The organism is Paenibacillus tritici (genome assembly GCF_013204885.1).
Classification (GTDB): Bacteria; Bacillota; Bacilli; order Paenibacillales; family Paenibacillaceae; genus Paenibacillus_AQ; species Paenibacillus_AQ tritici.
This window is the reverse complement of record NZ_JABMKX010000003.1, coordinates 475,565-501,346: the sequence shown is the minus strand read 5'-3', so window position 1 is coordinate 501,346 and position 25,782 is coordinate 475,565. Positions and strand designations below refer to the sequence as shown.

Sequence of the window (25,782 nt, the reverse complement as noted above, 5' to 3'; positions counted from 1 at the left end):
GCGTTTATCGCAGTGCCAGACTTATTTTCACAGAAAACCGAGTACAATGTGCGGGAGCGAGGGTGCATGGGCCGGATGCCCTGGAAATGGGTAGACGGGTATGGGGAGGTAGCCATACGAGTGGTGGTTTGGACCGCAGAGGTTTTTACATTATCCACCAGCAGAGTGATCTTGTTCTGAAATACAGGACAAGCCCTCCCCCTGAATATGAGGTCAGCGAAAACAGCAGATGGATTACCTCCACTTACTGATGAACAAATGGACGTTTCTGGGACAGTAATTGGATAAAGGGCACTTAATTTAGCGCGATTTTCACTTTAGTGAAGAAACTGCCCATAGTAGTTGCTGTTTTTCCACTTGCTTCCGTACATCTCCCGGACATCGGCGGATTAAGCTACATTTTTCCACTTGTTCTTTGTAGGCGGCGATACCCGTATTTACTTTGCTCTTAAATTCCCTATATTCCTCATTTTCCTTTAATTTGACCAGCTTATCTTTAATTTCGCTTCTATGTGACGGGGCAGGAGCTGCTATATAGTAAGCTTGGATGAACAGTAGTTGGATAATCAAATATAGAGAAGGGAATTGGAATTCATTTGTTGTGACTCTAATGATTGTGAATCGTTTCATTATGAATGCGTTCTCATGAATCCGTGTCTGAACCGGAGGAGCTGAGGATGACCCCCAGAATGAGGAGAGTGAACAATGGTATCTCAACCCCGAACACGCAGAATTCGTAAGCTCACAGGAACGGTATTAAGCGCAGCGCTTCTGGTTACCCTGCTGCCGCAGACAGCTCTGGCCGGAGACACTTGGCCGTTCAAGGATGAAAGCGCACACGGAGCCAATCAGCCCAGCGTACACGGCTACACCAGTAATCAGATTGCGGACTGGAGTCCGCAGACCGATCAGGATGCGGCGCTGCTGCGTTCCCGGGTGCCGCTACAGCAGCGGATCACGCCCTTCAAGCAGACACAGGCGAATCCTGCTCTGAATCCGGAAGTGCAGATGATCAACGTAGCGGGCGACTACGGGAATGCGTTCATCGAGAATGCTCCCTACACCAACAAATTTGCCCAATACCATTTCAACTTCTGGCAGTACATTGACTATTATTCCTACTGGCACGGCACGGCAACGGCGTATACACCGCCGGAATATTACGATGATCTGGCCCAGTCCGACTGGCAGCAGAAATGGTTCGAGTTCGGGATGCTGAACATTCCCAATCCGACGTATACGGATGCTGCGCACAAGAACGGGGTGATGTCGCTGGCCGGTGTGTTTTTCTCCAATAATGACCGGGGGCAGCAGACCTACAAACAGATGATCGTGAAGGATGAGAACGGTAACTTCCCGGTCGCGGAGAAAATGATTGAGATGGCCCGTTATTTTGGATATGATGGTTACTTCCTGAACCAGGAGGAGCAGAACCCGAACGTTGCTCCGGCCGATGTTCCTGATTATATGGCCTTTATGAAAGCGCTGCAAAAGGGCGGGCTGTATGTCCAGTGGTATGATTCACTGAATACGGCCTCGGGAGCAAATACCTTCGCCAGAACGTTTAACGATAACAATATCTCTATGCTGTATGACAAGACAACCAAGGAGCAGGTCTCGAACTCGTATTTCTTCGATTATGGAATGGGCAATACACAGATCAATGCTGCGGTGAATTATTTGAATAATCTGAATAGCTCACAGGGGACGGACTTTGACCTCTACGATGTAGGCTTCGCCGGACTCGAAGCAGGGCGGGACCGCTTCAAGAGCGTACAGGGCACAGCGCTTAGCAATAAGCTGGCCGGGGGGCTTCCACGCCTTAGTCTCGCTACGCTGGGAGCTGACTTTGTCCATGCGGGTCTCGATGAGGATATGAACAAGTCCTGGCCGGTCTCGAACCGCTCGGATAACAAATACCAGTGGATGACGAACCTGCGGGAGCAGCTCTGGTGGTCGGGACCGAACGTGAATCCTGAACATACAGCGGTGTCAGCCACGAATACCGTATCCGATGTATATGCCGATAACCGCTACTGGCCGGGAATCGCTTCGGTCATCGCGGAACGTTCGGTGGTGAAGGATTCCAACTTCTATACAGACTTCAATACTGGCCACGGCCTGTCCTATTATGTGAACGGAGCTGAATCCAGCGGGGACGAGTGGTCCAACATGAGTCTGCAGGATGTTCCGGTGACCTGGCAATGGTGGCAGGATACTACAGGCAACCAGCTGGATGTGGATTTCGATTATGGTCCGGAATATGACATCTCGGCCAATTCACGGATGAACTACAAGCAGATCGGCGGCTATAACGGCGGCAGCTCGCTGGTAGTGAACGGGGCACTGGATCAGGAGAACTTCCTGCGCCTGTACAAGAGCGACCTCTCTGTTAAGGCGGACTCCAAGCTGTCGATCGCCTATAACAAGCCTTCGGCTGACGATGCCTCCGTCCTGAGTGCGGGCTTAATCTTCCAGGACAATCCGTCGGAAGTAGTGAAGGTGCCTGTTGCAGACAGCGGCAAGCACACGGCGGGTTGGGTGTCTGCCGAATTGAATCTCGGAGCATACGCCGGCCGGGATATCGCCGCATTCGGTCTTGTGTTCACTCCAGGACAGAGTACGATTGCGGATTACCAGATGAATATCGGCCAGCTCCGGATTCATGACGGCTCGGCTGTTCTGCCGTCCGCTCCTGCCGGTCTCTCTATTGCGCAGGCTCTGCCCGGCACGGACGAGATGATTGTGAAGTGGGAGATGGAGCCTGATTATTCCAAGGTGAAGCAATACAATGTATACGTGAACGACAAGTTCATGGGCGGCAAGTACGACGAGACCTTCTATATTAAGAAGCTTTCGTCCAAATCCGGTGTCCTGAAGGTGGTTGCAGTAGGTGCCGACGGGCGTGAAGGAGATGCGGCCACACTATCCTTCGATTTGAATTCGGCGGTATCCGGGGTTGAAGCCGAGTCTGCTGCGAATGGTGATTTCCTGGTGAAGTGGTCCAATCCAGGTGCCACAGAGGGCGCGGTTAAGGTTACGGTGAAGTCTACCAACTGGATTACTACACCGGAGCCTGTATCTAGGGAGATGACATTGCCGGAGGGCACAACTTCCGCCCTGTTCCAGGATATGCCTGTGAACGGTGACGAGTATACAGTGACTGTACAAGCAGGCAATACCGACAAGGTCAGCTATAACGGAACCTTTATCGACACGGTGTCGGAGCCTTATGCTGAGTCCTGGTCCTGGAATGGCAATACGCTGAACCTGCCGATGCCGACTACCAGAGATTGGCGGTATCTGTACATCAATGAAGACGGCAAGGACAGGACCTTCCCGGTAACTTATTTTTCAGGAGATGCGGCCAACAGGCCGATGATTATCCGCGGCCGCACGACCAAAGCCAGTCTGAGCTTCACCTCAACGGCTAAAGTGGTGACCGCAGTGATGGAGGATTACAGCGGGAACAAGTCGCAGCCTCTATATCTCAAGGGACTCCATAAGGTGACCTTTAACGGCAATGGAGGAAGTCCGGCCGAGACAGTCGTTCAGGCGGTGTACGGTGAACCCTTGAACGCTCCGGCTGTGACGAAGCAAGGATATGAGCTGGAGGGCTGGTACAACGGGGCAGAGAAATGGGATTTCGCCGGCCGGACGGTGCCTGGCGAGTTGACGCTGACGGCGAAATGGACACTCCAGGCACCGGAGGTGCAGATTGTCAGTGAAGGCTCGCTGCGGGCCGGAACAACCCAAATACTCCGCGCTGCGGGCCAAGGAGCCGGAACCCTGTCCTACACCTGGTATGTGGACAAGGGAGCAGGGTATGGTGAACCCGTCGGAACGGGCGAGGCGCTGACGCTTGCCGAATTGTCAGAGTCGATGACCGGCTACCGGTATAAGGCTGTCGTGACCGGCGAAGGCGGATTAACCGGAGAAGCTGAATATACCCTGCAGGTGCTTCCGGCCGGGGAGGAATGGATCACTCCGGCCTTCGGGACCGATCTGCCTCCGCTGCTGGAGACCGTTCAAGGTGAACCGCTGACGCTGGTGGTTGAGCCGGTGGGGGATATTGCGTCCATCCGGTGGGAGATGAGAGGCGCTGAAGCTGAAGAGTGGCTGCCGGTTCCGGGGGTTACCGGAGCGGTATACCGCTTCACTCCGGGAGTGGAGAATAACGGAACGCAGTATCGTGTGGTGCTCACCGGCAAGGGAGAAGGAGATCCGGGCAGGATCACCGGAACAGAGCTTACGCTCAAGGTATATCCGGCCCATGAATCCCCCGCCGTCCAATCGTTCACCGTGTCTGCTAATCCGGTAACGGAAGGCAACCCGGTCACCTTCAGTGTGGTTGCCACTGCAACTTATGGAGAGCTGAGCTACCGCTGGCTGAAGAATGACCTTATGCTGGAGAGTGCCGGAGGAAGCAGCCTGACCATTGGACAGACTCAGGCTGCGGATGCCGGAGCCTACAAGGTGGAGGTAATCAACACCCGTATCATCGGCAACCGTCCCTATGTGGATATACTAAAGACAGAGTCCATCGAACTGGCTGTGAACCGTCAGGCCGTAACGCCGACGACCCCGCCTGCCTGGTCGGGGAATCCTGCAGCAACCCCATCGCCATTGCCAACCCCATCGCCAACGGCTGGTGCACAGCCTAAGGCTGTAGTGATTTCAGCCGCTGAGCTGAGCAGTCCTGCTGTGAACGGTGTCGTGACCGTGCAGCTCGGACAGGCAGCAGCGATGGAGCTGCCGGTGAATGCCGGGGAGCTGCTCGGAACAAGCTCCCTGCGTGTGCAGGGAGACGGAATCGGGCTTGTCCTGGTGCCGGAGCTGCTGGGGCAGCTGGCCGGAGTCCTGCCTGCGGATCAACTCAGCGGGGCGAAGCTCCTGCTGAAGACCGGGCTGAAGGCACTGGACGGGGCCGTGCTGAAGACAGAAGCCGGCGTAACGCTTAAGGGCAAGCTGCTGGAGTATGATCTGAGCCTGTCCGGGGCGGACGGAACGCTACGCCGGCTCGAAGCTTATCCTCAGCCGGTAAGTCTGAGCTGGACGGCTGAGGGATTCCAGTCCAAGCTGCTTGGACTGTACCGGGTAGAAAGTGACGGTTCTCTCACTTATCTGGGCGGAGTAGCGGAAGACGGCGGGCTGAAGGCATCTCTTGACGCCAAGGGCACCTATGCGCTGCTGGAGTACTCCAAGCAATTCAGTGATGTGCCGGCCACGCACTGGGCGTTTGATGCGCTGCGCGAGCTGTCGGCGAAGCATCTGATCCAGGGGGTCTCGGAGCTGGCCTATCAGCCTGCCCGGAACATGACCCGGGCTGAATTCGTACAGCTTACAGCGAAGGCGCTGCGCTTAAGCGGCGACGGCGGTACCGCCGCCTTCGCCGATGTCCCGGAAGGCGCCTGGTATCAGCAGGCACTCTCCGGCATGGTACAGGCGGGCCTGATTACCGGCCGGTCGCCGGGAGCCTTCCAGCCGAATGCGGAGATCAGCCGCGAAGAGATGACGGTTATCCTGATGCGTGCTTACCATAAGCAGCAGGGATCAAGTCCGGCCGCAGCGGGCAGCCTGTCTGTTAAGGATGCCGCCGAGATCTCGGACTGGGCAGCAGGACATGTGGCTGAAGCGGCAGCGCTTGGCCTCGTGAAAGGACGGGCGGACGGAACCTTCGCTCCGAAGGCTCCAGCCACCCGTGCAGAAGCTGCGCAGATGCTGCTGAATTATATGAAGTAAGCCAAGGCGCTTCCCCTCTGAAAAAATTCATCAGAGGGGAGCGCTTCTTGTGTATCCTATAGAGAGGAGGTGGACCATGCGCAGTATTTCGTTATACCGCAAATATTTCAAAGATAATATGTTTATGCGTTTTACGCTGATTGTGTCATGCATCTTCATTGCAACGATTATTGTCTTCTCGTTTCTGGTGCTGATGCTGATCTCTGATTCGGCAGTGCAGCGGCAGATGGATATCCAGCGCAAGACGATGGAGAGCATCAGCAACTATGTGGAGAGTAAATATCAATCCGTCCAGGATATGATGCGTGACGTCTACCGGGACGCGAGCCTGGCGAGCAATACTACTTTTCTGCTGGAGAATCCCTTCGGCGATTACATTGAACACCGGCTGGACCGCTATTTGCTGGGGGATCAGTCTACGTCCAACGCCGTTCAGTATTTCCAGAACAAGATTGACGATGATCCCGATATGCGCAGCCTGATCCTCTACAGTGCCAATCAGCAGGTGATGTATTACTACAACAACCGCAGGCAATTCGAGCGGATATCTACCAATGCGGCGCATTCCTTTGTCCCGGATTCCATGGTTCTGGATGAGGAGAGCCTCGTCTCGGTCCCGAACATTTGGGTGCTGAAGAGTATCGGTATACAGAAGACCCCTATGTTCTCGGTGAAAATACCCATTAATAATAAGTCCTCGCTGCTCAACATCGGCCAGATCCTGGTCTACTTCGACTCCGAATCCATCCGGCAGGCCATGAGCAATTATAAGCAGGATTTCAAAGGCGACATCCTCGTGCTCTCGGCCCAGAATGAGGTCATCTTCGATTCCTCGGGTAAGGGGTACGGCCGGAAGCTGCCGAAGCTGAAAGGGATTAACGCCGGCGAGGAGTTTACGATAGAGGGGATGGAGGTCACCAGTCTGACCCAGAGCCAGGGCGGTTATACTGTTGTCAGCCTGATCTCCAAGAAGGAGCTGGCCGAGACTTACAGCAGTGCGCAGAGCACTATTATTACCATCGCCCTCGTCTGCATTCTGTTTGCTGTGCTGCTGCCGGCGATGTTCATTTCTAATTTTGCCAAAAGAACACACCGTATCATCCGCTTCACCCGCAAGGTGAAAAACGGGGATTTAAACACCCGGATTGTGGACGGCCGCGAAGACGAACTGGGCCAGATTGCCAAGAGCTTCAACAGCATGCTGGACGAGCTGAACCAGTATATTGATCAGGTGTATAAGGCGGAAATCAAGCAGAAGCATACGGAGATTGCTACCCTGGAGGCCAGGGTGAATCCGCATTTTCTCTATAATACCTTGGAAGTGATACGGATGCGGGCGATTTCAAGCGGCGCGAAGGATGTGGGGGAGATGATCTACAGCCTGTCCATGCTGTTCAAATCCTATGTCCGCCCGAAGGTGAAATATACGTTCAAGGATGAGCTGGAGGCATGCCGCCTGTATCTGGAGTTATTCCGTATCCGGTACAAGGACAGATTCGCATATACCATCGAATGCAGCAAGGAGCTGGAAGAGCTGCCTGTGCTCAAAATGTCCCTGCAGCCGGTCATCGAGAACTATGTTCTGCATGGCATGCGGACCGGACAAACCGATAATGTGATTAGCATTGTGATCACATCAGACTCGGGGAATATCCGGGCAGTAATCACGGATAACGGAAAAGGGATTGCAGAGGAGCGGCTGAGCCGGCTCCGCGAAGTACTGGAGGATAACGGCGAATTGTCCGGATCGGAGTCCTTCGGGCTGCGAAGTATTCATGAGCGTCTAAGACTCATGTACGGTAAGCCGTACGGGGTGGAGCTGACGAGTGAAGCAGGCGCAGGTACGGTGGTTACGATAACTTTTCCATATCCCCATAAGGAGGAGACCATTGATGTATAAGGTGTTTATTGTGGATGATGAGCCGTTCATTCTTAGCGGCCTAGAGGATATATTGGACTGGGAGCAGCTGGGTCTTGAAATTACAGGCCAGGCGGAGAACGGGCAGGAAGCGCTGAATAGGCTGCGGGAGTCCCCTGCTGACATTCTGATTACCGATATCTCCATGCCGGTGATGACCGGCCTGGAGCTGATCCGCGCCGCCCGGGAATTCCTTCCGGAGATGAAGGTGGTTGTCCTGAGCGGATATGATGAATTCAGGTATGTGAAGGAAGGCTTAACCCTCGGAATTGAGAATTATCTGCTGAAGCCGATCAATCTGGAGGAATTCCAGCGAACGCTGGAGACGATTGTAGAGAAGCTGGATGTCTCCAGGCTGGATACGCAGTGGTGGGAATATACGAACTCCGTGCTGAAGGATAATGTGCTGCTGCGCTGGCTGCGGGGGCAGATTGATCCCGGGGAGCGTTCCGAACGGCTGAATCTGGTTGGCCTGCCGCTCGGCGGCCGATATGTTCAGGTTGCCCTGGTGCAGGCAGATCCGTCCACGGAAGCCTTCCGGAAGAACGTGGAGGATCTGGTCAGTGCACAGACTTCCTTCTTCATGTTCTGGGATTCCGACAATGATCTGGTGCTCATACATAACTATGAAGAAGCTCCCAAGGGAGCAGAGCAGATGGCCTCTATGCTCCAGGAGATCTCCGGCTTATGCGCTGCAGGCCAAGGTCTGCGCGCGGCCGTAGGCTCGGCTGTGGAGGGAGTGGATGCTGCACCCTCCAGCTATGAGCAGGCGAAGCAGGCCCAGGAGTTCATGGAGATTCATCCGGAGCAGAGCCTCATTCATTATGAGCAGCTGAAGGACCGGAAGGAGGATCTGGGGGCGGTGCTGCCAGAGGACTGGAGCGAGTATTCCAAGCTGATTATGGGCAAGAATCTTCCAGCGCTGACAGAGAGAATTGAATTGTATTTCTCCGGGAAAGCTATGGAGGCCCTAACACCCGAGCTGCTCCGGGAGATTTCGGTAGAATGGATTCTGTATTTCCGGATGCTGATCAAGGATATACGCAGTGAGATGGAGCGTGAGTTCATTGCCGAGGGGTTAACGGCGATCCGCAGGGCGAACTCGCTGCCCGGGCTGTCCGCTGCCATCCAGCAGACCTCTGCAAGCATTATTGAGCTGCTGGACCGGGAGCTGAAGAGCCCGGTGGTGAACCAGGTGCTGAATTATATCGAGAAGTCTTACAGTGAGGATCTGTCGCTGAAGAAGCTCGGCTTCATGTTCAATATTCACCCTGTGTATCTGGGACAGCTCTTTCATAAGACAACCGGAGAGTCGTTTGCGGAATACATGAACCGTTACCGGATCGACAGGGCGAAGGAGCAGCTCCGCTCGACGAACCTGAAGGTTCACGAGATCGCAAGGAATGTGGGCTACTGGGAAATGGGCTATTTTTACAAGCAATTCAAGAAATATGTGGGCATCTCACCGACGGAATTCAAAGGGCTGCTCTAATGGAGGCACTGGGGGGAAACGTATATGTGAGGTTATTTCTTTATTTCATACCTGAATATATATAGTTTCTCTTCTATTTGAAAATGCTTTCATCTTATAAAGTAAAGATATAGCTCAAGGAAGCCAGCAGCCGGAAATGCCCGGCAGGCCTGGGTTTTCCGGACGGCTAATTAAAAGGGGGTACGGCAAATGAGTAAGAAAAAGAAACACTTCTCCTTGTTGTTGACAACGCTTTTAACTGTCTCACTGGCGCTTAGCGCATGTGGTGGGAACAACAGTAAGAATGCAGGCGGAGAAGCGGCTTCAGGCGGCAACAAAGCTACGGAGTCTACGGAGAAGCCTGTAGAGCTGATCTGGTACACTATCGGGCCGCCGCAGAAGGATATGGATAAGGTGCTTGCAGAAGTCAATAAATACACACTTGAAAAAATCAACGCAACCCTCGATATCAAAATGCTCGACTTCGGGGATTATACGCAAAAAATGCAGGTTATGGCTGCTTCGGGCGAGCCAATGGATATTCTGTTCACTTCTTCCTGGGCCTTCGATTATGTGCAGAATGCACGTAAGGGTGCCTTCCTGGAGCTTGATGAGCTGCTGAAGAACCAGGGCAAGGGCATTGTGGACACCATTGATCCGGCCTTCCTGGAAGGCTCCAAGGTAGACGGACATAACTATGCGATTCCGGCCAACAAAGAGCTTCCGGCGCAGGAAGTCTTCCGCTTCAACAAAGAGCTTCTGGACAAATACAAGCTTGATCTGACCAGCGTGAAAACGATGGCTGATCTGGAGCCGCTGCTCAAAACCATCAAGGAAAACGAGCCTGGAGTGACCCCGTACGCGATGGTCAAGGACTTCATGCCGATCATGCCTTTTGACTATGTGATCGAGAAGATGCCGATGGCTGTATATATGGACACCAAGGACTACAAAGTGGTCAACATCCTCGAAACTCCTGAGCTCAAGGAAGCGCTTAAGACGGTCCGCAAATTCTACCAGGCAGGTTACATCTCTTCTGAAGTAGCCACTACATCGTCTGTGGATGACTTGTACAAAGCCGGCAAATGGTTCACCGACCGCGCGTCCACCCAGCCGCTGGCCGACAATCTGTGGTCCGCAAGCTACGGGTATCCTGTAGTGTCGACACCAGCCAGCAAGCCTTATATCTATAATTGGTCCGTTATGGGCTCCATGCAGGCGATCTCCGCCAACTCCGAGTATCCTGAGAAAGCCATGGAATTCCTGAACCTGCTGAATACAGACCCTAAGCTGCGCAACATGATTGACTCCGGTATCGAGGGCGTGCATTACGAGAAGGTCAGCGACAACATGATCAAGAACCTCCCGGATGCGAAGAACTACGATATGCCAACGTTCTCCCTGGGTAACATTATGATCAACTACCTGAACGAAGGCGACCCTGAGAACAAATGGGAAGAATTCAAGAAGTTCAATGATGCCGGTATCAATGCACCGCTGCTCGGCTTCAACTTCGATACTTCCAAGGTGACGAATGAAATCGCCGCCGTTCAGAACGTGAAGGAAGAATTCTGGGCACCGCTGATGACCGGATCTGTAGATTCGGAAGAATACCTGACCAAGGCCAATGAGAAATTGAAAGCCGCCGGTCTGGATAAAATCATCGCCGAAGCCCAAACCCAGATCGACGCCTGGAAAGCAGCGAACAATAAGTAGCATTCTATTCAAGGATCGGGCGGGTGATTAGACTTGGCCCGGTCTTTTTGTATCAACGGAAGAAATTTCCGGTATAGGAGGAACTAGGAATATGGGCAAAATAGGAAAGTCCGCCAAAGACGTGTTGAGAAATAAAGTGCTGCTGTTTATGGTTCTGCCGGGCACACTGTGGTTTTTATTCTTCTCCTACCTGCCGATGGTGGGTACGGTCATTGCATTTAAGGAGTACCGCTTCAGCCGGGATGGCTTCTGGGCCAGCATCATCAACAGCAAATGGGTCGGCTGGGATAATTTCAAGTTTCTGTTCAGCACCAATGATGCCTATCTGATCACACGCAATACTCTTTTGTATAATTTAGCCTTCATCATCCTTGGCCTGATCCTGTCAGTGCTGATGGCGGTGGTGCTGTCCGAGATTGCCAATAAGAAGCTTGCCAAGTTCTATCAAACAGGCATGTTCCTGCCATACTTTCTGTCCTGGGTCGTTGTGGGATACTTCGCATTCAGCTTCCTTAGCTCGGAGCGGGGGCTGCTTAATGCCATGTTCGGCAGCAATATCTCCTGGTACTCGGAATCGAAATACTGGCCGTTCATTATTATATTCGTGTTCCTATGGAAGGCCGTCGGCTATAACAGCGTGGTCTATCTCGCCGCAATTATGGGCATAGACAAGTCCCTCTACGAAGCGGCGATGATCGACGGAGCCAGCAAGCTTCAGCAGATCCGCAGCATCACGCTGCCGATGCTGAAGCCGATCATTATCATTATGACGCTGCTTGCGATCGGGAAGATTTTCTATGCCGACTTCGGGCTGTTCTATCAGGTGCCGAGAGATTCGGGGACGCTCTACAGCGTGACCAACGTAATTGATACGTATGTGTACCGTGGACTTAAGACTACCGGCGAGATCGGAATGAGTACGGCTGCGGGCTTATATCAATCAGTGGTCGGGTTCGTGCTGGTTCTTACCTCTAATTACATCGTGCGCAAATTCGATAAGGACAGTGCTTTATTCTAGGGAAAATGAAGGAAAGTGAGGTCATCCAAATGTCTGCTAATCCTGTGAAATCGCGCGATTTCCATCGGCTGTCGCCGGTGCTGAACACCATCTTCAACTGTATCGCCGGAGGCTTTGCCATCCTGTGTATCTTCCCGTTCCTGTTCGTTGTCCTCATCTCGTTCACGGACGAAGGGGCGCTTGCGCGGGACGGCTATCAGTTAATCCCGGCCAAATGGAGTCTGGAAGCCTACAAATATGTATTTAGCTCAGGGGACACGCTGCTCCGTTCTTACGGAGTGACCATTGCGGTAACGGTCATTGGTACGATTGTCAGCCTGCTTATTATTTCACTTTATGCCTATGCCATTTCACGTAAAAGCTTCAAATACCGCAATTTCTTCGCGTTTTTTTCCTTTTTCACCATGCTGTTTAACGGCGGGCTGGTTCCGACCTATATTGTCGTGACACAGATGCTGGGCCTGAAGGACAGCATTTGGGCGCTGGTGCTGCCGCTGGCGGTGAATGCTTTTTACATTATGATCCTGCGTACGTTCTACATCACCAGCGTGCCGGATGCCCTGATCGAGTCGGCCAAAATCGACGGCGCAGGAGAGTTCCGCACCTTCCTGGGAATTGTGCTGCCGCTGTCCTTGCCGGGCCTCGCTACGATCGGGCTGTTCAGTACCCTCGGGTACTGGAATGACTGGTTCAATGCCCTGCTCTATATTGATAATCCAAATCTGGTGCCGCTGCAGTCGATGCTGATGCGGATTGAGACCAGTATGCAGTTCATTCTGCAGAACTCGCAGAACAGCTCGCTCAGCCTGGAGGCACTCCGCAATATGCCGCAGGATACCTCGCGTATGGCGATGGTGGTACTGGCTACCGGGCCGATTATTTTTGCGTATCCGTTCTTCCAGCGTTACTTCATTCAGGGTCTTACTGTGGGTGCGGTTAAGGAGTAGGAGTCTATGTAAGAACTATTAAAGAAATTAACGGAAAGCAAAGAAGCGGAGGGGAAATTTGGAACTGTAGGAGCGGTAGCGACCGCCTTTGTCACCGGATTTCTACCGCTAAGAGCGGTTCCAAATCAAGAAATCTGGGGACAACAGCGGCCGAAAGTCCAAATGTTCACCGCAGTGACGATCAAGCTTCGAGTTCAAATCTTAAGTGCATCTTATATAGCGGGAGTACAACAGGAGAAAGGGTGTGGGAGCCGTAATGTTATATAAAGACTCTGCGAAGCCCGTCAAAGAGCGGACAGAACATCTGCTGGGGCTGATGACGCCGGAAGAGAAGGTAGGCCAGCTCGTTCAGCTGTTCGGGTGGCAGACCTATGATCATACAGAAGGAAAGATAGAACTGACAGAAGACTTCAAACGCCAGATCCGCGAAGGCGGCATCGGCGCATTATACGGCACACTGCGGGCAGATCCCTGGACAGGGGTCACTCTGGAGAGCGGACTTGGGGCGCGTGCCGGAGCCGAAGCTGTGAATACCATCCAGCGTTATGTGCTGGAGCATTCCAGGCTGGGTATCCCCATACTGATCGGCGAGGAATGCTCGCACGGGCATATGGCGATCGGGGCGACGGTATTTCCGGTTCCGCTGCTGATCGGCAGCACTTGGAATGTGGATCTCTACCGGGAGATGTCGCGCGCGGTAGCACTGGAGACCCGGGCACAGGGGGGCGCCGTAACGTATTCCCCTGTACTTGATGTGGTGCGTGATCCTCGCTGGGGCCGGACCGAAGAGTGCTTCGGCGAAGATCCGTATCTCATCGGTGAATTCGCTGTAGCTTCTGTGGAAGGACTGCAGGGCGACCGGCTGGACAGCGCGACCAGCGTGGGAGCGACCCTCAAGCACTTCGTAGCTTACGGCAGCTCGGAAGGCGGCAGGAATGCCGGTCCGGCGCATATCGGCAAGCGGGAGCTGCTGGAGGTCGATATGTACCCGTTCCGCAAAGCGGTGGAAGCCGGTGCAGTATCCATCATGCCCGCCTATAACGAGATTGACGGAGTGCCATGCACAACCAATCAGGAGCTGCTGGAGGATATCCTGCGCGGCGAATGGGGCTTCAAGGGCATGGTCATTACCGATTGCGGCGCTATCGACATGCTGGCCTCGGGCCATGATACCGCGGACGGCGGGGAAGATGCGGCAGTGCAGGCGCTCACCGCCGGGATTGATATGGAGATGTCCGGTGTCATGTTCGGAGGCTATCTGCTGGAGGCACTCCGTTCCGGTAGGCTGGATGAGCAGCTGGTGGATCAAGCGGCTGCACGTGTGCTGGAGCTGAAGTTCCGGCTGGGCCTGTTCGAACAGCCGTTTGCTGATCCGGACCGGGCAGAGCAGGTGATCGGCAGCCGGGAGCATGCGGAGCTGGCCCGGAGCGTTGCGGCAGAAGGAATTGTACTGCTGAAGAATAACGGTATCCTCCCATTGTCGAAAGACAAAGGCACAGTTGCCGTTATCGGCCCCAACGCGGATATCGGCTACAATCAGCTTGGAGATTACACCTCTCCGCAGCCGCGTGACCGGGTAGCGACAGTGCTGACCGGGATACGGGCTAAGCTTGCGGCTGAACCGGAGCGGGTACGTTATGCGCCGGGCTGCCGGATCAAAGACAGCTCCACCGAGGGCTTCGAGCTTGCACTCCAGGCAGCGGCAGCAGCGGATACGATTGTGCTGGCGCTGGGCGGGTCGAGCGCCAGAGACTTCGGCGAAGGCAGCATTGATCTGCGGACCGGCGCCTCGAAGGTAACGGAGAATGGGCTTAGCGATATGGATTGCGGCGAAGGCATTGACCGGATGTCGCTTCATCTGTCCGGCGTTCAGCTGGAGCTGCTGAAGGAGCTAAAGACGCTCGGTAAACCGGTCGTTGTCGTATATATCAACGGACGTCCTATTGCCGAGCCTTGGATTGACGAACAGGCGGATGCCATTCTGGAAGCCTGGTATCCCGGGCAGGAGGGCGGTCATGCCATTGCGGACATCCTGTTCGGCGATGTGAATCCGTCCGGCAGATTAACTCTCTCCCTTCCTGCGGATGTAGGACAGCTGCCCGTATATTACTTAAGCAAACGTTCCCGGGGCGTACGTTATCTTGAAAGAGATTCGCAGCCGCTGTATCCTTTCGGGTTCGGACTCAGCTACACCGAATTCAGCTATAGCGGACTACAGGTAGAGCCGGCGGTGATCACAGCAGACGGAACGGCTGAAGTTACAGTGGAAGTGGAGAATACAGGCTCCCGAAGCGGTGCGGAGGTCGTGCAGCTATATATTTCCGATCTGGTCAGTAAGGTGACTAGACCGGCCAAGGAACTCAAGGGCTTCCGCAAGATTGTTCTGGAGCCGGGAGAGAAGCAGACTGTGACATTCAAGCTGAGTGCAGAGCACCTGAGCTATATCGGGCAGGATTACAAACCGGTGGTTGAGCCGGGGATCTTCCGGATCGGAGTCGGCCGGAATGTGACCGACACGCTGGATACAGATCTTGCGGTGATGGAGGGTTAGTGATGGAACGAATGAATACGGAACGAATAGATAGATTTATCCGCGAATGTTCGCAAGCGCAGTGGCTGGAATACCGGGCGATTGAAGACTGGAAGGTCTTCTCCACAACCTACCGGCTGCCGGGGCAGTATGACGAATTACAGCCTTATGCGGGCAGCGAATCCTTCGGATTGTTCCCCAGTGTGCAAGGGACGACTTATTTCTTCCGCACGACGCTTGATATTCCGGCAGAGTGGACCGGTGCGGACACAGGGATCATTTTCCACTCCGGCGGAGAAGGGCTGCTGCGTGTAGGCGGAGCTTCCCGTCAGGGGCTGGACCGCAATCATACCTTCGTTTCCCTTGACCCTGCCTCCGACGGAAGAAGCCCGGAGCTTGAGATCGAGCTCTATGATCCAATTCCCGAGCCGGATGATCCGCTGAACAAGCAGGCGGTGATTCAGCCGCCCATCCGGTCCATCACTGCTGCGCTCGTCAGGGTTAACCTGCCGGTACAGTCGCTGATGTATACAGTGACTGTCATCCGGGATACGGCGTTGCTGCTGCCGGAGCAGGACTTCCGGCGCGTCCGTATCCTTGAAGCGCTGCACCAGGCGATGGATGCATATGTGTCTGTGGAACCTGTGGACGGACGGGAAGGCGGCAGAATTAGAGATATTGAGCAGGCGCTGACCGCAAGTGTACGGGCCATCGGCGGCAACAGTGAAGGCTTCATTCATATGATCGGGCAGTCACATATTGATATTGCCTGGTTATGGCCGACGAGGGAGACGGTGAGGAAGACCAGCCGGACCTTCTCCACGGTTCATGCCTTGATGGAGGAATATCCCGATTACCGTTATGCCCAGAGCCAGCCGCAGCTATTCGCTTATCTTAAGGACAATGATCCTGATTTGTACGCGAAGGTGAAGGCGCGGATTCTTGAAGGCCGCTGGGAGCTTGTTGGCGGTATGTGGGTGGAGCCGGATCTGAATATTCCCAGCGGCGAATCCCTGATGCGGCAGATGCTGTACGGGCAGCGGTTCTATCAGGAGGAGTTCGGACGGCAATCCGAGATTGAATGGCTGCCGGATACCTTCGGGTATTGCGCTTCCCTGCCGCAGATCCTGAAGCACGGCAAGGTCCGTTATTTCATGACCACCAAGCTGGGCTGGAATGATACGAATCTGTTCCCTTATGATCTGTTCCACTGGGTAGGCATCGACGGAACGGCACTTCTGTCGTATATGAACCACGGAGTGAATGAGAGTACGCTGCCTAAGGATATTCATGAGCACTGGCAGTCCTACCGTGAAAAAGCCGTACACAGCGAACAAATGCTGCTCTACGGACACGGCGACGGGGGCGGCGGGGTGACCCGGGAGATGCTTGAATATCTCTCGCGCTCGGAGCTGATGGTAGGCCAGCCGGCCTCCGGCTACAGCACGGCGGCTGATTTCTTTGCAGGCATCGAGCAGGCGAAGCCTGAGCTGCCGGTCTGGCAGGGCGACCTCTATCTGGAGCTGCACCGGGGAACCTATACCACACATGCCCGGAACAAGCGCAATAACCGCAAGGCCGAAATTCTGTACAGGGAAGCGGAACTGTGGCAGACGCTGGCCGGGCAGTATCTGGAGCCGCAGCAGCGGGAAGAGATCGGGCAGGACCTGCATGCTGGCTGGAAGCTGATTCTGCTCAACCAGTTCCATGATATTATTCCCGGCTCGTCGATTCCCGAGGTCTATCAGACCTCGGACAAGGAGTACCAGAGTATCTTCGCTCTTGGAGAGAGCAGTCTGAAGTCGGTGATGGAGGCCGCCGTATCGGATATTGACACCCGTGGAGAGGGACAGCCTTATGTCATTCTGAACGGTCTGGGCTGGACCCGGGATATGGTGGCCGAACTGGAGCTGACCGGAGTGGAGCCTTCCGCTTCAGCCATATATGACAAGAGCGGAACCCGGCTGGAATCAGAGCTGGTTACTGCTGGAGAACAAGCCGTTCTCCGTGTCCGGGTGCCGGAGGTTCCGGCTTTCGGGTATGTTACTGTGTGGCTGAGAGATGAGCAGCCGGAGACGGACAGTGAAGGCGGTAACGGCGGAGTTGGCGGTAACAGCGGAAACAGTGGAGTTCACGGTAGCGTTGAAAATAGCGGAATTGTAGCTAATGACCGAAATGGTGGAGATAGCGGAGTTGTCGGAGATGCCGGAGAAGGCACGCGTGGCGACAATGGCGGAGATGAGCTAATATCGGCAGCCGCAGCTTCGTTCGATCTGGAATGGGAGACCGGTTATTACCGTCTCCGGTTCAATGCCCTGGGCGAGATCATCAGCCTGTACGATAAGGAAGCCGGGCGTGAGATTGTCAAGGCCGGAGAGCGCCTCAACCGGCTGCATTTCTTCCATGACCGCCCTATCCTATGGGATGCCTGGGATATAGACAGCCGTTATGAAGAGCAGCCTGCCGGAGAAGCGGTATTGCTGGAGAAGAAGCTGCTGTCCTCAGGGCCAGTCTGCGAGGTGTTGTCCTTCCGCTGGAGCATCGGCCAATCCGAAATCGCGCAGGAGCTGATCCTGTATCACAGTGACCGGCGGATCGACTTCAAGACGAAGGTAGAATGGCATGAAGCGCATAAACTGCTGAAGGTTGGCTTCCCGGTAGATGTAGTGACCAGCAAGGCTACCTATGAGATTCCGTTCGGTGCCCTGGAGCGGTCCACGCACCGCAACACAAGCTGGGAGCAGGCACAGTATGAGGTCTGCGGACACCGGTATGCTGATGTGTCGGAGCATGATTACGGCGTAAGCCTGCTGAACGACTGCAAGTACGGCTATGACACGCAGGGCAGCACGATCCGTCTGTCCCTGCTGCGCGCACCGCGCTGGCCGGATCATTCGGCGGATCAAGGCCATCATGAATTCACTTATTCCCTATATCCGCATACAGGAGACTGGCGCAGTGCGCATACTCAGCGTCAAGCTGCCGCGCTGAATCACACTTCCTATGCTGTAGCCTGTGATGCAAGTGCAGGGCAGCGTCCGCCGGCCGGCACCTTCCTTCCTTACGAAGGGAAGCAAGTTGTGCTGGACACCGTCAAGCTGGCGGAGGACGGAAGCGGCAGCATCCTGCGGCTGTATGAATCGGCTGGAGGCCGTGAGACCGTCAAGATCGGCTGGCCGCTGCCGCATTCGGCAATCTATCTGTCCAATGCCTTAGAAGAGGAGACAGAGCTGCTGCCGGATGAGGCGGGAGAGCTGACGCTTGACTTCCACCCGTTCGAGATCAAGACAATCAAGATTATTCATTCTAAATAAGCTGAATAAATGAAGATAACAAAAGCTAGAAGGAACGGAGGGGAATTTTGGAACTGTAGGAGCGATAGCGACCGCCTTTGTCACCGGATTTCAACTGCGAAAAGCAGGTTAAATCAAGAAATCTGGGGACAACAGCGGCCGAAAGTCCAAATATTCACCGCAGTGACGAGCAAGCTTTAAGTTAATAGCTTTATTTCAGCTACACTATAGATTAAGCCGAAGGAGACTATCATCTTGGAACAATTCAGACTTCCCCGCATTCAGATGCCGGAGCTGCCGCTCCCGTCATCCATTCAGGCCGTATTGGCCGAAGCTGAAGAGAAGCTGGCCCACCGGCCCAAGCTGCAACGCCTGTTCCGCAACTGCTTCCCGAATACGCTGGAGACGACCACCAAGCTGCTTGAGGACGGAACCACCTTTGTCATTACGGGCGATATTCCCGCCTGCTGGCTGCGCGATTCCGTGGAGCAGGTCATTCATTATGTGCCTTTTGCCGCAGAGGACCCGGAGTTGCAGCGTATTATCGGCGGGCTGATCAAACGTCATACTGAGTATGTGCTGATTGATCCTTACGCCAACGCGTTCAATGAGACGGCCAATGACTGGCACTGGAATGCCGGGGATGTGACGGAGATGTCGCCCTGGGTGTGGGAGCGCAAGTTCGAGATTGACTCGCTGTGCTTCGTGATCCGGCTGGCCCATGCGTACTGGGAAGAGACGAAGCAGACCGACTTCTTCACCGCTGATTTCAAAAAAATGCTGCGGGTCATCACCGATCTGTTCAAGCGGGAGCAGCATCACGCCGAACAGTCCCCTTACCGCTTCACGCGGAACAACGGGATTATGGAGGATTCGATCCGGAATAGCGGCCTAGGTATGCCGGTGAATTACACCGGAATGATCTGGTCCGGCTTCCGCTCCAGCGACGATGCCTGCGATTTCCACTACAACATTCCGGGGAATATGTTCGCCGTTGTGGCACTGCGCCAGATGCAGGATTTCGCCGAGTGGGTATTCCGGGACCTGGATTTCCTGGCTGAGCTGAAGGAACTGGAGCAGGAGGTGGACCACGGCATCAAGCTGTACGGCACCTACCGCCACCCGGAATTCGGACCGATCTACGCATACGAGACAGACGGCTATGGCAACTACAGCCTGATGGATGATGCCGGAACACCGGGCCTGATGTCCATTCCGTATCTGGGCTACGTGACGAATGACGATCCGGTCTACCAGAATACAAGACGTTTTGCGCTGAGCAGCGAGAATCCGTTCTATTTCGAGGGCAAGGCCGCCAAAGGGATTGGCAGTCCGCATACCCCTCCGGGTTATATCTGGCATATGGCGTTGTCCATGCAGGGAATCACGGCAGACAACAAGGAAGAACGGCTTGCCCTTATCGCTATGCTTGAAGCTACCGATGCCGATACCGGCTATATGCACGAAGGCTTCCTCGCTGACGATCCGTCGGTGTTCACCCGTAAATGGTTCGCCTGGTCGAACAGCCTGTTCTCCCAGCTAATCCTGCGGGCGCTGAAGGAAGGCATTCTCTAAACATACGGTCCGGCACATAGAGTGCGGTCCTTGTTATAACCTACTTTTTCACACACAAAGGAGAACTGAGCATGAGTACAATTATTGGAGAAGCATTACCGAACATCCCTTGGCAGGAGAAACCGGAGGGCAACCATTCGCCTGTATGGCGATATTCTGCCAACCCGATCATTCCGCGCAACGCTATCCCGAACTCGAACAGTGTGTTTAACTCGGCGGTGATTCCTTTTGAGGGCGGCTTCGCAGGCGTGTTCCGCTGTGATTCCAGATCGGTCAGCATGGATATCTTCGCCGGCTTCAGTGAAGACGGTGTGAACTGGAAAATCAATCATGAGCCGATCGTATTCGAGGGCGATGAAGAGATTATCAAGCGGGAATACCGTTATGATCCGCGCGTCTGCAAGATTGACGACCGTTATTATGTCTCCTGGTGCAACGGCTATCACGGGCCGACGATTGGACTGGCATATACGTTTGATTTCAAAACGTTCCATCAGCTGGAGAATGCCTTCCTGCCGTATAACCGCAACGGCGTGCTGCTTCCGCGCAAAATCGGCGGAAATTATGCGATGCTCAGCCGTCCGAGTGATACCGGGCATACGCCGTTTGGCGATATCTTTTACAGTGAGAGTCCTGACCTTACCTTCTGGGGTAAACACCGCTATGTAATGGGTACGGTGGACGGCGATGCTTCCGCGTGGCAGTCCAAAAAGATTGGCCCCGGTCCAATTCCGATTGAAACCGACAAGGGCTGGCTGCTTATCTACCATGGCGTAATCAACACCTGTAACGGGTTTGTCTACCGCATGGGTGTCGCGCTGCTCGATCTGGATCAGCCTTGGAAGGTGAAGGCACGTTCGCGCAATTACATTCTCGGCCCGGAGACGCTGTATGAATGTGTGGGCGATGTGCCGAACGTAACGTTCCCTTGCGCGGCATTGACAGATGCGGCTACAGGACGGATTGCCATCTACTACGGCTGTGCGGATACCGTTACAGGTCTGGCCTTCACCACTGTGGATGAACTGATGAGCTATATGGAGGAATATCCGCTGGAGATTGAGGGGTAAGCAGCTATGACAAAACAACAGACAGCGCACATTATCTCGCATACGCACTGGGACCGGGAATGGTATCTCCCTTATGAACGCCATCATCTCCGGCTTATCCGCCTGGTGGACAGCCTGCTGGACACGCTTGAGAATAACCCGGGCTTCAAAAGCTACTTTTTCGACGGGCAGACGATTATTATTGAGGATTATCTCCAGGTCCGCCCAGAGAACCGGGAGCGGCTGGTGCGGCAGATCCGTGAGGGACGGATATTTATCGGACCGTGGTACATTTTGCAGGATGCTTTTCTTACCAGCCCGGAAGCGAATGTCCGCAATCTGCAGCTAGGGCATCAGGACGCGGGCGTCTACGGAGAGGTATCCAAAATCGGTTATTTCCCTGACACCTTCGGGCTGACCGGACAAATTCCGCAGCTCATGGTTCAGGCAGGCATCACCAATGCCTTCTTCGGACGCGGGGTGAAGCCGACGGGCTTCAACAATACCGTCTCCAGTGACGGTTATGAATCCTCCTTCTCGGAGCTGGTCTGGGAAGGACCGGACGGGTCGAAGGTGCTGGGTATCCTGTTCGCCAACTGGTATTCTAACGGGAATGAGATTCCAGTTGAGATTGAGGAGGCCCAGCGCTTCTGGGAGCGCAAGCTGGCCGATGCCAGGCAGTATGCAGCGACGGATCAGCTCCTGTTCATGAACGGCTGCGATCATCAGCCGCTGCAGACCGAGCTGCCGGAGGCGATCCGCACGGCGGAGAAGCTGCACCCGGAGGTTGCTTTCGTTCATTCTAACTTCCCTGACTATATTGAAGCGGTCCGGACTTCGCTTGCCGGCCGCAGCCTCTCCACTGTTAAGGGCGAGCTGCGGAGTCAGCGCACCGACGGCTGGGGGACGCTGGTCAACACGGCTTCCGCCCGGGTGTATCTGAAGCAGCTGAACCAGCGGGGACAGGCCATGCTGGAGAAGGTGGCCGAGCCGCTGGCGGTTATTGCCAAGCTGCATGGCGGCGAGTATCCGCATCATCTGTTCACCTATGCGTGGAAGACGCTGCTCCAGAACCATCCGCATGATTCCATCTGCGGCTGCAGCGTGGACGAGGTGCACCGGGAGATGATCACCCGGTTCGACAAGAGCTATCATACGGCCGAAGGCATCGTAGCGGATAGTATGCAGGCGATCACCGGAGCGGTGGACACCTCCGGCTTCGCCGCTTACGGTGAAGAGGTCCTTCCGCTTGTGGTAACGAATACCAGCGGCTGGAGCCGCACTGGTACGGTGACCGTAGAGCTGGACGCGGCCCGTCAGTATCTGCGTGATGGGCTGCCGCTTGAAGAGAACGCCCGCCTCATGAAGGCGGAGGATCTGAGCGGAAGAATCCTGGTGGATGAACAAGGTAACCGGATTCCTTGTACCGTCCAGGATCTGGGGTTGTCCTTCGGCTATGATCTGCCGGATGACCGGTTCCGTCAGCCGTATAGCTGCCGGAAGGTGCGGCTGACCTTCGAGGCGGCGGATGTGCCTGCCTTGGGGCTGCGCACTTACGCCTGGGTTCGTCCGCTTGGGGAGTCTGCTGCTGAAGGTGCTGCTGCCGGAAGCGCTTCGGCGGATAACATACAAGCGGTGACTTCCGTCCCGGCTTCACTGGTTCGCGGCGGGCGTATGCTGGAGAACGATACGCTGCGGGTAGAGGTTATGGCCGACGGCTCCTTCACACTGGAGCATAAGCCGAGCGGGAAGGTCTACCGTGACCTCGGTGTCTACGAGAATACCGGAGATATCGGGAACGAATACATGTACAGACAGCCAGCGGGCGAAGCGGCGCTGACTACCAAGGGCCTTGCGGCTGATATCACTATCAGTGAAGATACGCCGTACCGGGCTTCCATAGAAATTACCCATGCCTGGGAGATTCCGGCTGCGGCAGACGCGCTGCTGGAAGAAGAGCAGCGGGCGCTGGTCTACTATCCCGAGCGGCAGGCGCAGCGCGCTTCTGCAACGGTAACCCTGAAGCTGCGGACTGTCTTAAGACTGGAACGCAGCGGCCAAGGCCTGGAAGTGAAGAGCTACATCCAGAATACAGCCAAGGACCACCGTCTGCGGATGCTGTTCCCTGCGGATCTTGCCGCAGCGTCGCACCGCGTAGATTCGATGTTCGAGCTGGCAGAACGGCCGAACGAGCCAGCACCAGAGTGGCGGAACCCGAGTAATGCACAGCATCAGCAGAGCTTCGTGGATGTGTCGGGAGAGAACGCAGGCCTGACAGTCGCCAATCTCGGACTCCAGGAATACGAGATTCTGCGTGACGGACGCAATACCATTGCTGTTACCCTGCTCCGCAGTGTCGGGGAGATGGGCGACTGGGGCTGGTTCCCTACGCCGGAAGCCCAGTGCCTGGGTGAACAGACAGCAGACATGCTGCTCCTGCCGCATAACGGAGATGCAGTCCTCTCCGGCGCTGCCGCCGCTGCTTACCAGTTCCAGATTCCCTGGACCTGTGCTCAGGCAGAGGTTCATACGGGACATCTGCCTGCCGTGTATTCGGCAGTCCGCTGGAGCGGCCAGCGTGCAGCCTTCTCCTCACTCAAGCTGAACAGGGAGAGCGGCGATCTGCTGCTTCGCTGGTTCAATATGACGAACCAGCCTGGTGAACTGAAGCTGGACACAGACCTTCCGGTTACAGGCTTCTATCTATCGAATGTGCTGGAAGCTGAGGTTGCGGAGGAGAATGCACGGTTGAAGCAGGGCGGTGCCAATGCACTGGAGCTGCAACTGGGCAGTCATGAGATACTAACCGTAGGCATCCGGCTGGACTGATCCCTTGAGAGATCCAAGGGTGAAGAAGATGCTGAAGATAAAGCTGTAATATAAGAGGTGACCCGCAGAGGATGGATAAGCTAACGAGTGATCAAGGCCCGTTTCCGGGCGTACAGCAGTATATTAAGGCTTCTGAGGGGCAATGGCGCCTGTCTGACGAGTCCCGGATTAGAATTGTAGACAATGCAAGGTCAGAGGGCAATCGGGTGCTGAATGACACCATTCTCATTGTTCTCTCGGAATACGCGGGCAGTCTGACTCCATCTGACCAGCTCCTGTCTGTTGTTTATGGAGCGGGTGAGTCATCCGCTTCAGGAGATATTATCATTGAATTGAACGACAGCGGAGATAACGAAGATAACGGAGCAGGTGTGACAGGCGGAGGCATCGGCAGCCCGGAGAGGTATGTGATTGACATCGGCGAGTCTGTGCATATCACGGCTCCTGGCGAAAGAGCCGTAATGTATGCCATGCGGACGCTTTTGCAGCTGCTGGTAACTGACGGATTCCTGCCCTATGGAAGAATAACCGATTACCCTGTCATGCCGGAACGGTCCTTGCATATTGACATCGGCCGTAAATTCTATACCGAAGATTGGATCTTGGAGCAGATTAGGGCGATGTCCCGGCTCCGGCTGAACACGCTGCAGCTTCATTTCTCTGAGAATGAAGGCTTCCGGCTAATGAGCGAGAGCCATCCCGAGGTGATGTCGGATCAATATGTAACCAAGCAGGAGATGAAGGCCATTATCCATGCGGCCCAGCGGTATCATGTAGATATTATTCCTTCACTGGATTCACCGGGGCATCTGGGACAGGCGCTGCGTACTCATCCCGAGTGGCTGCTTAAGGATTCGGAGGGTAATGCCGCTCCGGGTGCACTGGATATTACGAATCCTGCCGCCCGCCGGTTCGTGCTGGATTTGATTGACGAGTATGCCGGGTTATTTGCCGGCAGCCGTTATTTTCATATCGGCGGGGATGAATTCATCAACTTCGCGGAGTTCGATAAGTATCCACAGCTCGCGGAGTATGCCCGGAAGGTCCTGAACATCGAAAGCGGAACCGGAGTAGACACTTACATTGACTATCTCAACGGAGTAGCTGAACATCTGGAGTCGGCAGGCTGGACCGTCCGTGCCTGGAATGATGGCCTGTACCGTGCGGACCAGACCCAGAGAGTGGCGCCCAAATCCTCCATTCAGATTACCTATTGGACGAAGTGGCACCCGATGATGGCCCCGGTAGAAGACATTATGGCCAAAGGGCATCAGGTGATTAACTTCAACGATGGCTACTTGTATTACGTGCTGGGCGAAAATGCGGGCTACACTTATCCGACTGGAGAGAAGATCCGCGATTCCTGGCATCCGGGACTATTCCCGATCCAGACTGGAGCACCCAAGCAGGAATACAGCGGCGCTTATCCGCTCGAGATCATCGGCTGCACCTTCTCTATCTGGAGTGACAAGCCGGAAGCGCAGAGCGAAGCGGAAGTGGCGGAAGGTATCCGCGGGCCGCTTCGGGCTATGGCGGAGTTAGCTTGGCTGGGGAAGCAGGATGCGGCCGAGCAGATGGCTGAATAGACAGCAGAGTAGACAAATCGTATATTCTTTATGATTGCAGCAACGGATACCGTCCGCTTTAGGGGGCGATCCGTTGCTGTTTTTTGGTGTGAATGCGAAAAACCGAAC

Annotated in this window: 12 protein-coding genes; all 12 read left to right on the top strand. The window is 54.8% G+C overall.

Annotated features, from left to right (window positions below; genetic code table 11):
* Nucleotides 1-705: 705 nt before the first annotated feature.
* The 12 genes from HQN87_RS07550 (at nucleotide 706) to HQN87_RS07495 (ending at nucleotide 25,674) form a co-directional block, all read left to right on the top strand.
* Nucleotides 706-5,742 (top strand): endo-beta-N-acetylglucosaminidase, encoded by a 5,037-nt coding sequence (locus tag HQN87_RS07550; RefSeq protein ID WP_173130049.1) that lies wholly within the window; start codon nucleotides 706-708, stop codon nucleotides 5,740-5,742.
* A 76-nt stretch (nucleotides 5,743-5,818) separates the two neighbouring features.
* Entirely contained in the window at nucleotides 5,819-7,642 is a 1,824-nt protein-coding gene (locus HQN87_RS07545; RefSeq protein ID WP_173130046.1) for a sensor histidine kinase, read from the top strand.
* Entirely contained in the window at nucleotides 7,635-9,152 is a 1,518-nt protein-coding gene (locus HQN87_RS07540) for a response regulator transcription factor (protein WP_173130043.1), read from the top strand. The genes HQN87_RS07545 and HQN87_RS07540 overlap by 8 nt, the downstream gene beginning before the upstream one ends.
* A 189-nt stretch (nucleotides 9,153-9,341) precedes the next feature.
* Nucleotides 9,342-10,847, top strand: coding sequence for an ABC transporter substrate-binding protein (locus HQN87_RS07535; RefSeq protein WP_173130040.1), 1,506 nt, complete (start codon nucleotides 9,342-9,344; stop codon nucleotides 10,845-10,847).
* 91 nt (nucleotides 10,848-10,938) lie between these two features.
* Complete coding sequence (locus HQN87_RS07530; protein ID WP_173130037.1) at nucleotides 10,939-11,865, top strand: ABC transporter permease; 927 nt, start codon at nucleotides 10,939-10,941, stop codon at nucleotides 11,863-11,865.
* 29 nt (nucleotides 11,866-11,894) lie between these two features.
* Nucleotides 11,895-12,812, top strand: a complete 918-nt coding sequence (locus HQN87_RS07525) for a carbohydrate ABC transporter permease (RefSeq protein WP_173130035.1) — start codon at nucleotides 11,895-11,897, stop codon at nucleotides 12,810-12,812.
* A 256-nt stretch (nucleotides 12,813-13,068) separates the two neighbouring features.
* A complete protein-coding gene (locus HQN87_RS07520) occupies nucleotides 13,069-15,363 on the top strand; it encodes a glycoside hydrolase family 3 N-terminal domain-containing protein (RefSeq protein WP_173130204.1) in 2,295 nt (764 codons plus the stop codon).
* 2 nt (nucleotides 15,364-15,365) lie between these two features.
* The gene (locus tag HQN87_RS07515) at nucleotides 15,366-18,656 is read left to right on the top strand and encodes an alpha-mannosidase (RefSeq protein ID WP_254075388.1); all 3,291 of its coding nucleotides are present in this window, start codon (nucleotides 15,366-15,368) and stop codon (nucleotides 18,654-18,656) included.
* 234 nt (nucleotides 18,657-18,890) lie between these two features.
* Complete coding sequence (locus tag HQN87_RS07510; protein WP_173130032.1) at nucleotides 18,891-20,210, top strand: glycoside hydrolase family 125 protein; 1,320 nt, start codon at nucleotides 18,891-18,893, stop codon at nucleotides 20,208-20,210.
* Between the two features lie 71 nt (nucleotides 20,211-20,281).
* Entirely contained in the window at nucleotides 20,282-21,280 is a 999-nt protein-coding gene (locus HQN87_RS07505; RefSeq protein ID WP_173130029.1) for a glycoside hydrolase family 130 protein, read from the top strand.
* Between the two features lie 6 nt (nucleotides 21,281-21,286).
* On the top strand, nucleotides 21,287-24,088 hold the full coding sequence (locus tag HQN87_RS07500; RefSeq protein WP_173130026.1) for an alpha-mannosidase: 2,802 nt from the start codon (nucleotides 21,287-21,289) through the stop codon (nucleotides 24,086-24,088).
* Between the two features lie 71 nt (nucleotides 24,089-24,159).
* Complete coding sequence (locus HQN87_RS07495; protein ID WP_173130023.1) at nucleotides 24,160-25,674, top strand: beta-N-acetylhexosaminidase; 1,515 nt, start codon at nucleotides 24,160-24,162, stop codon at nucleotides 25,672-25,674.
* The last annotated feature ends 108 nt before the right edge of the window (nucleotides 25,675-25,782 follow it).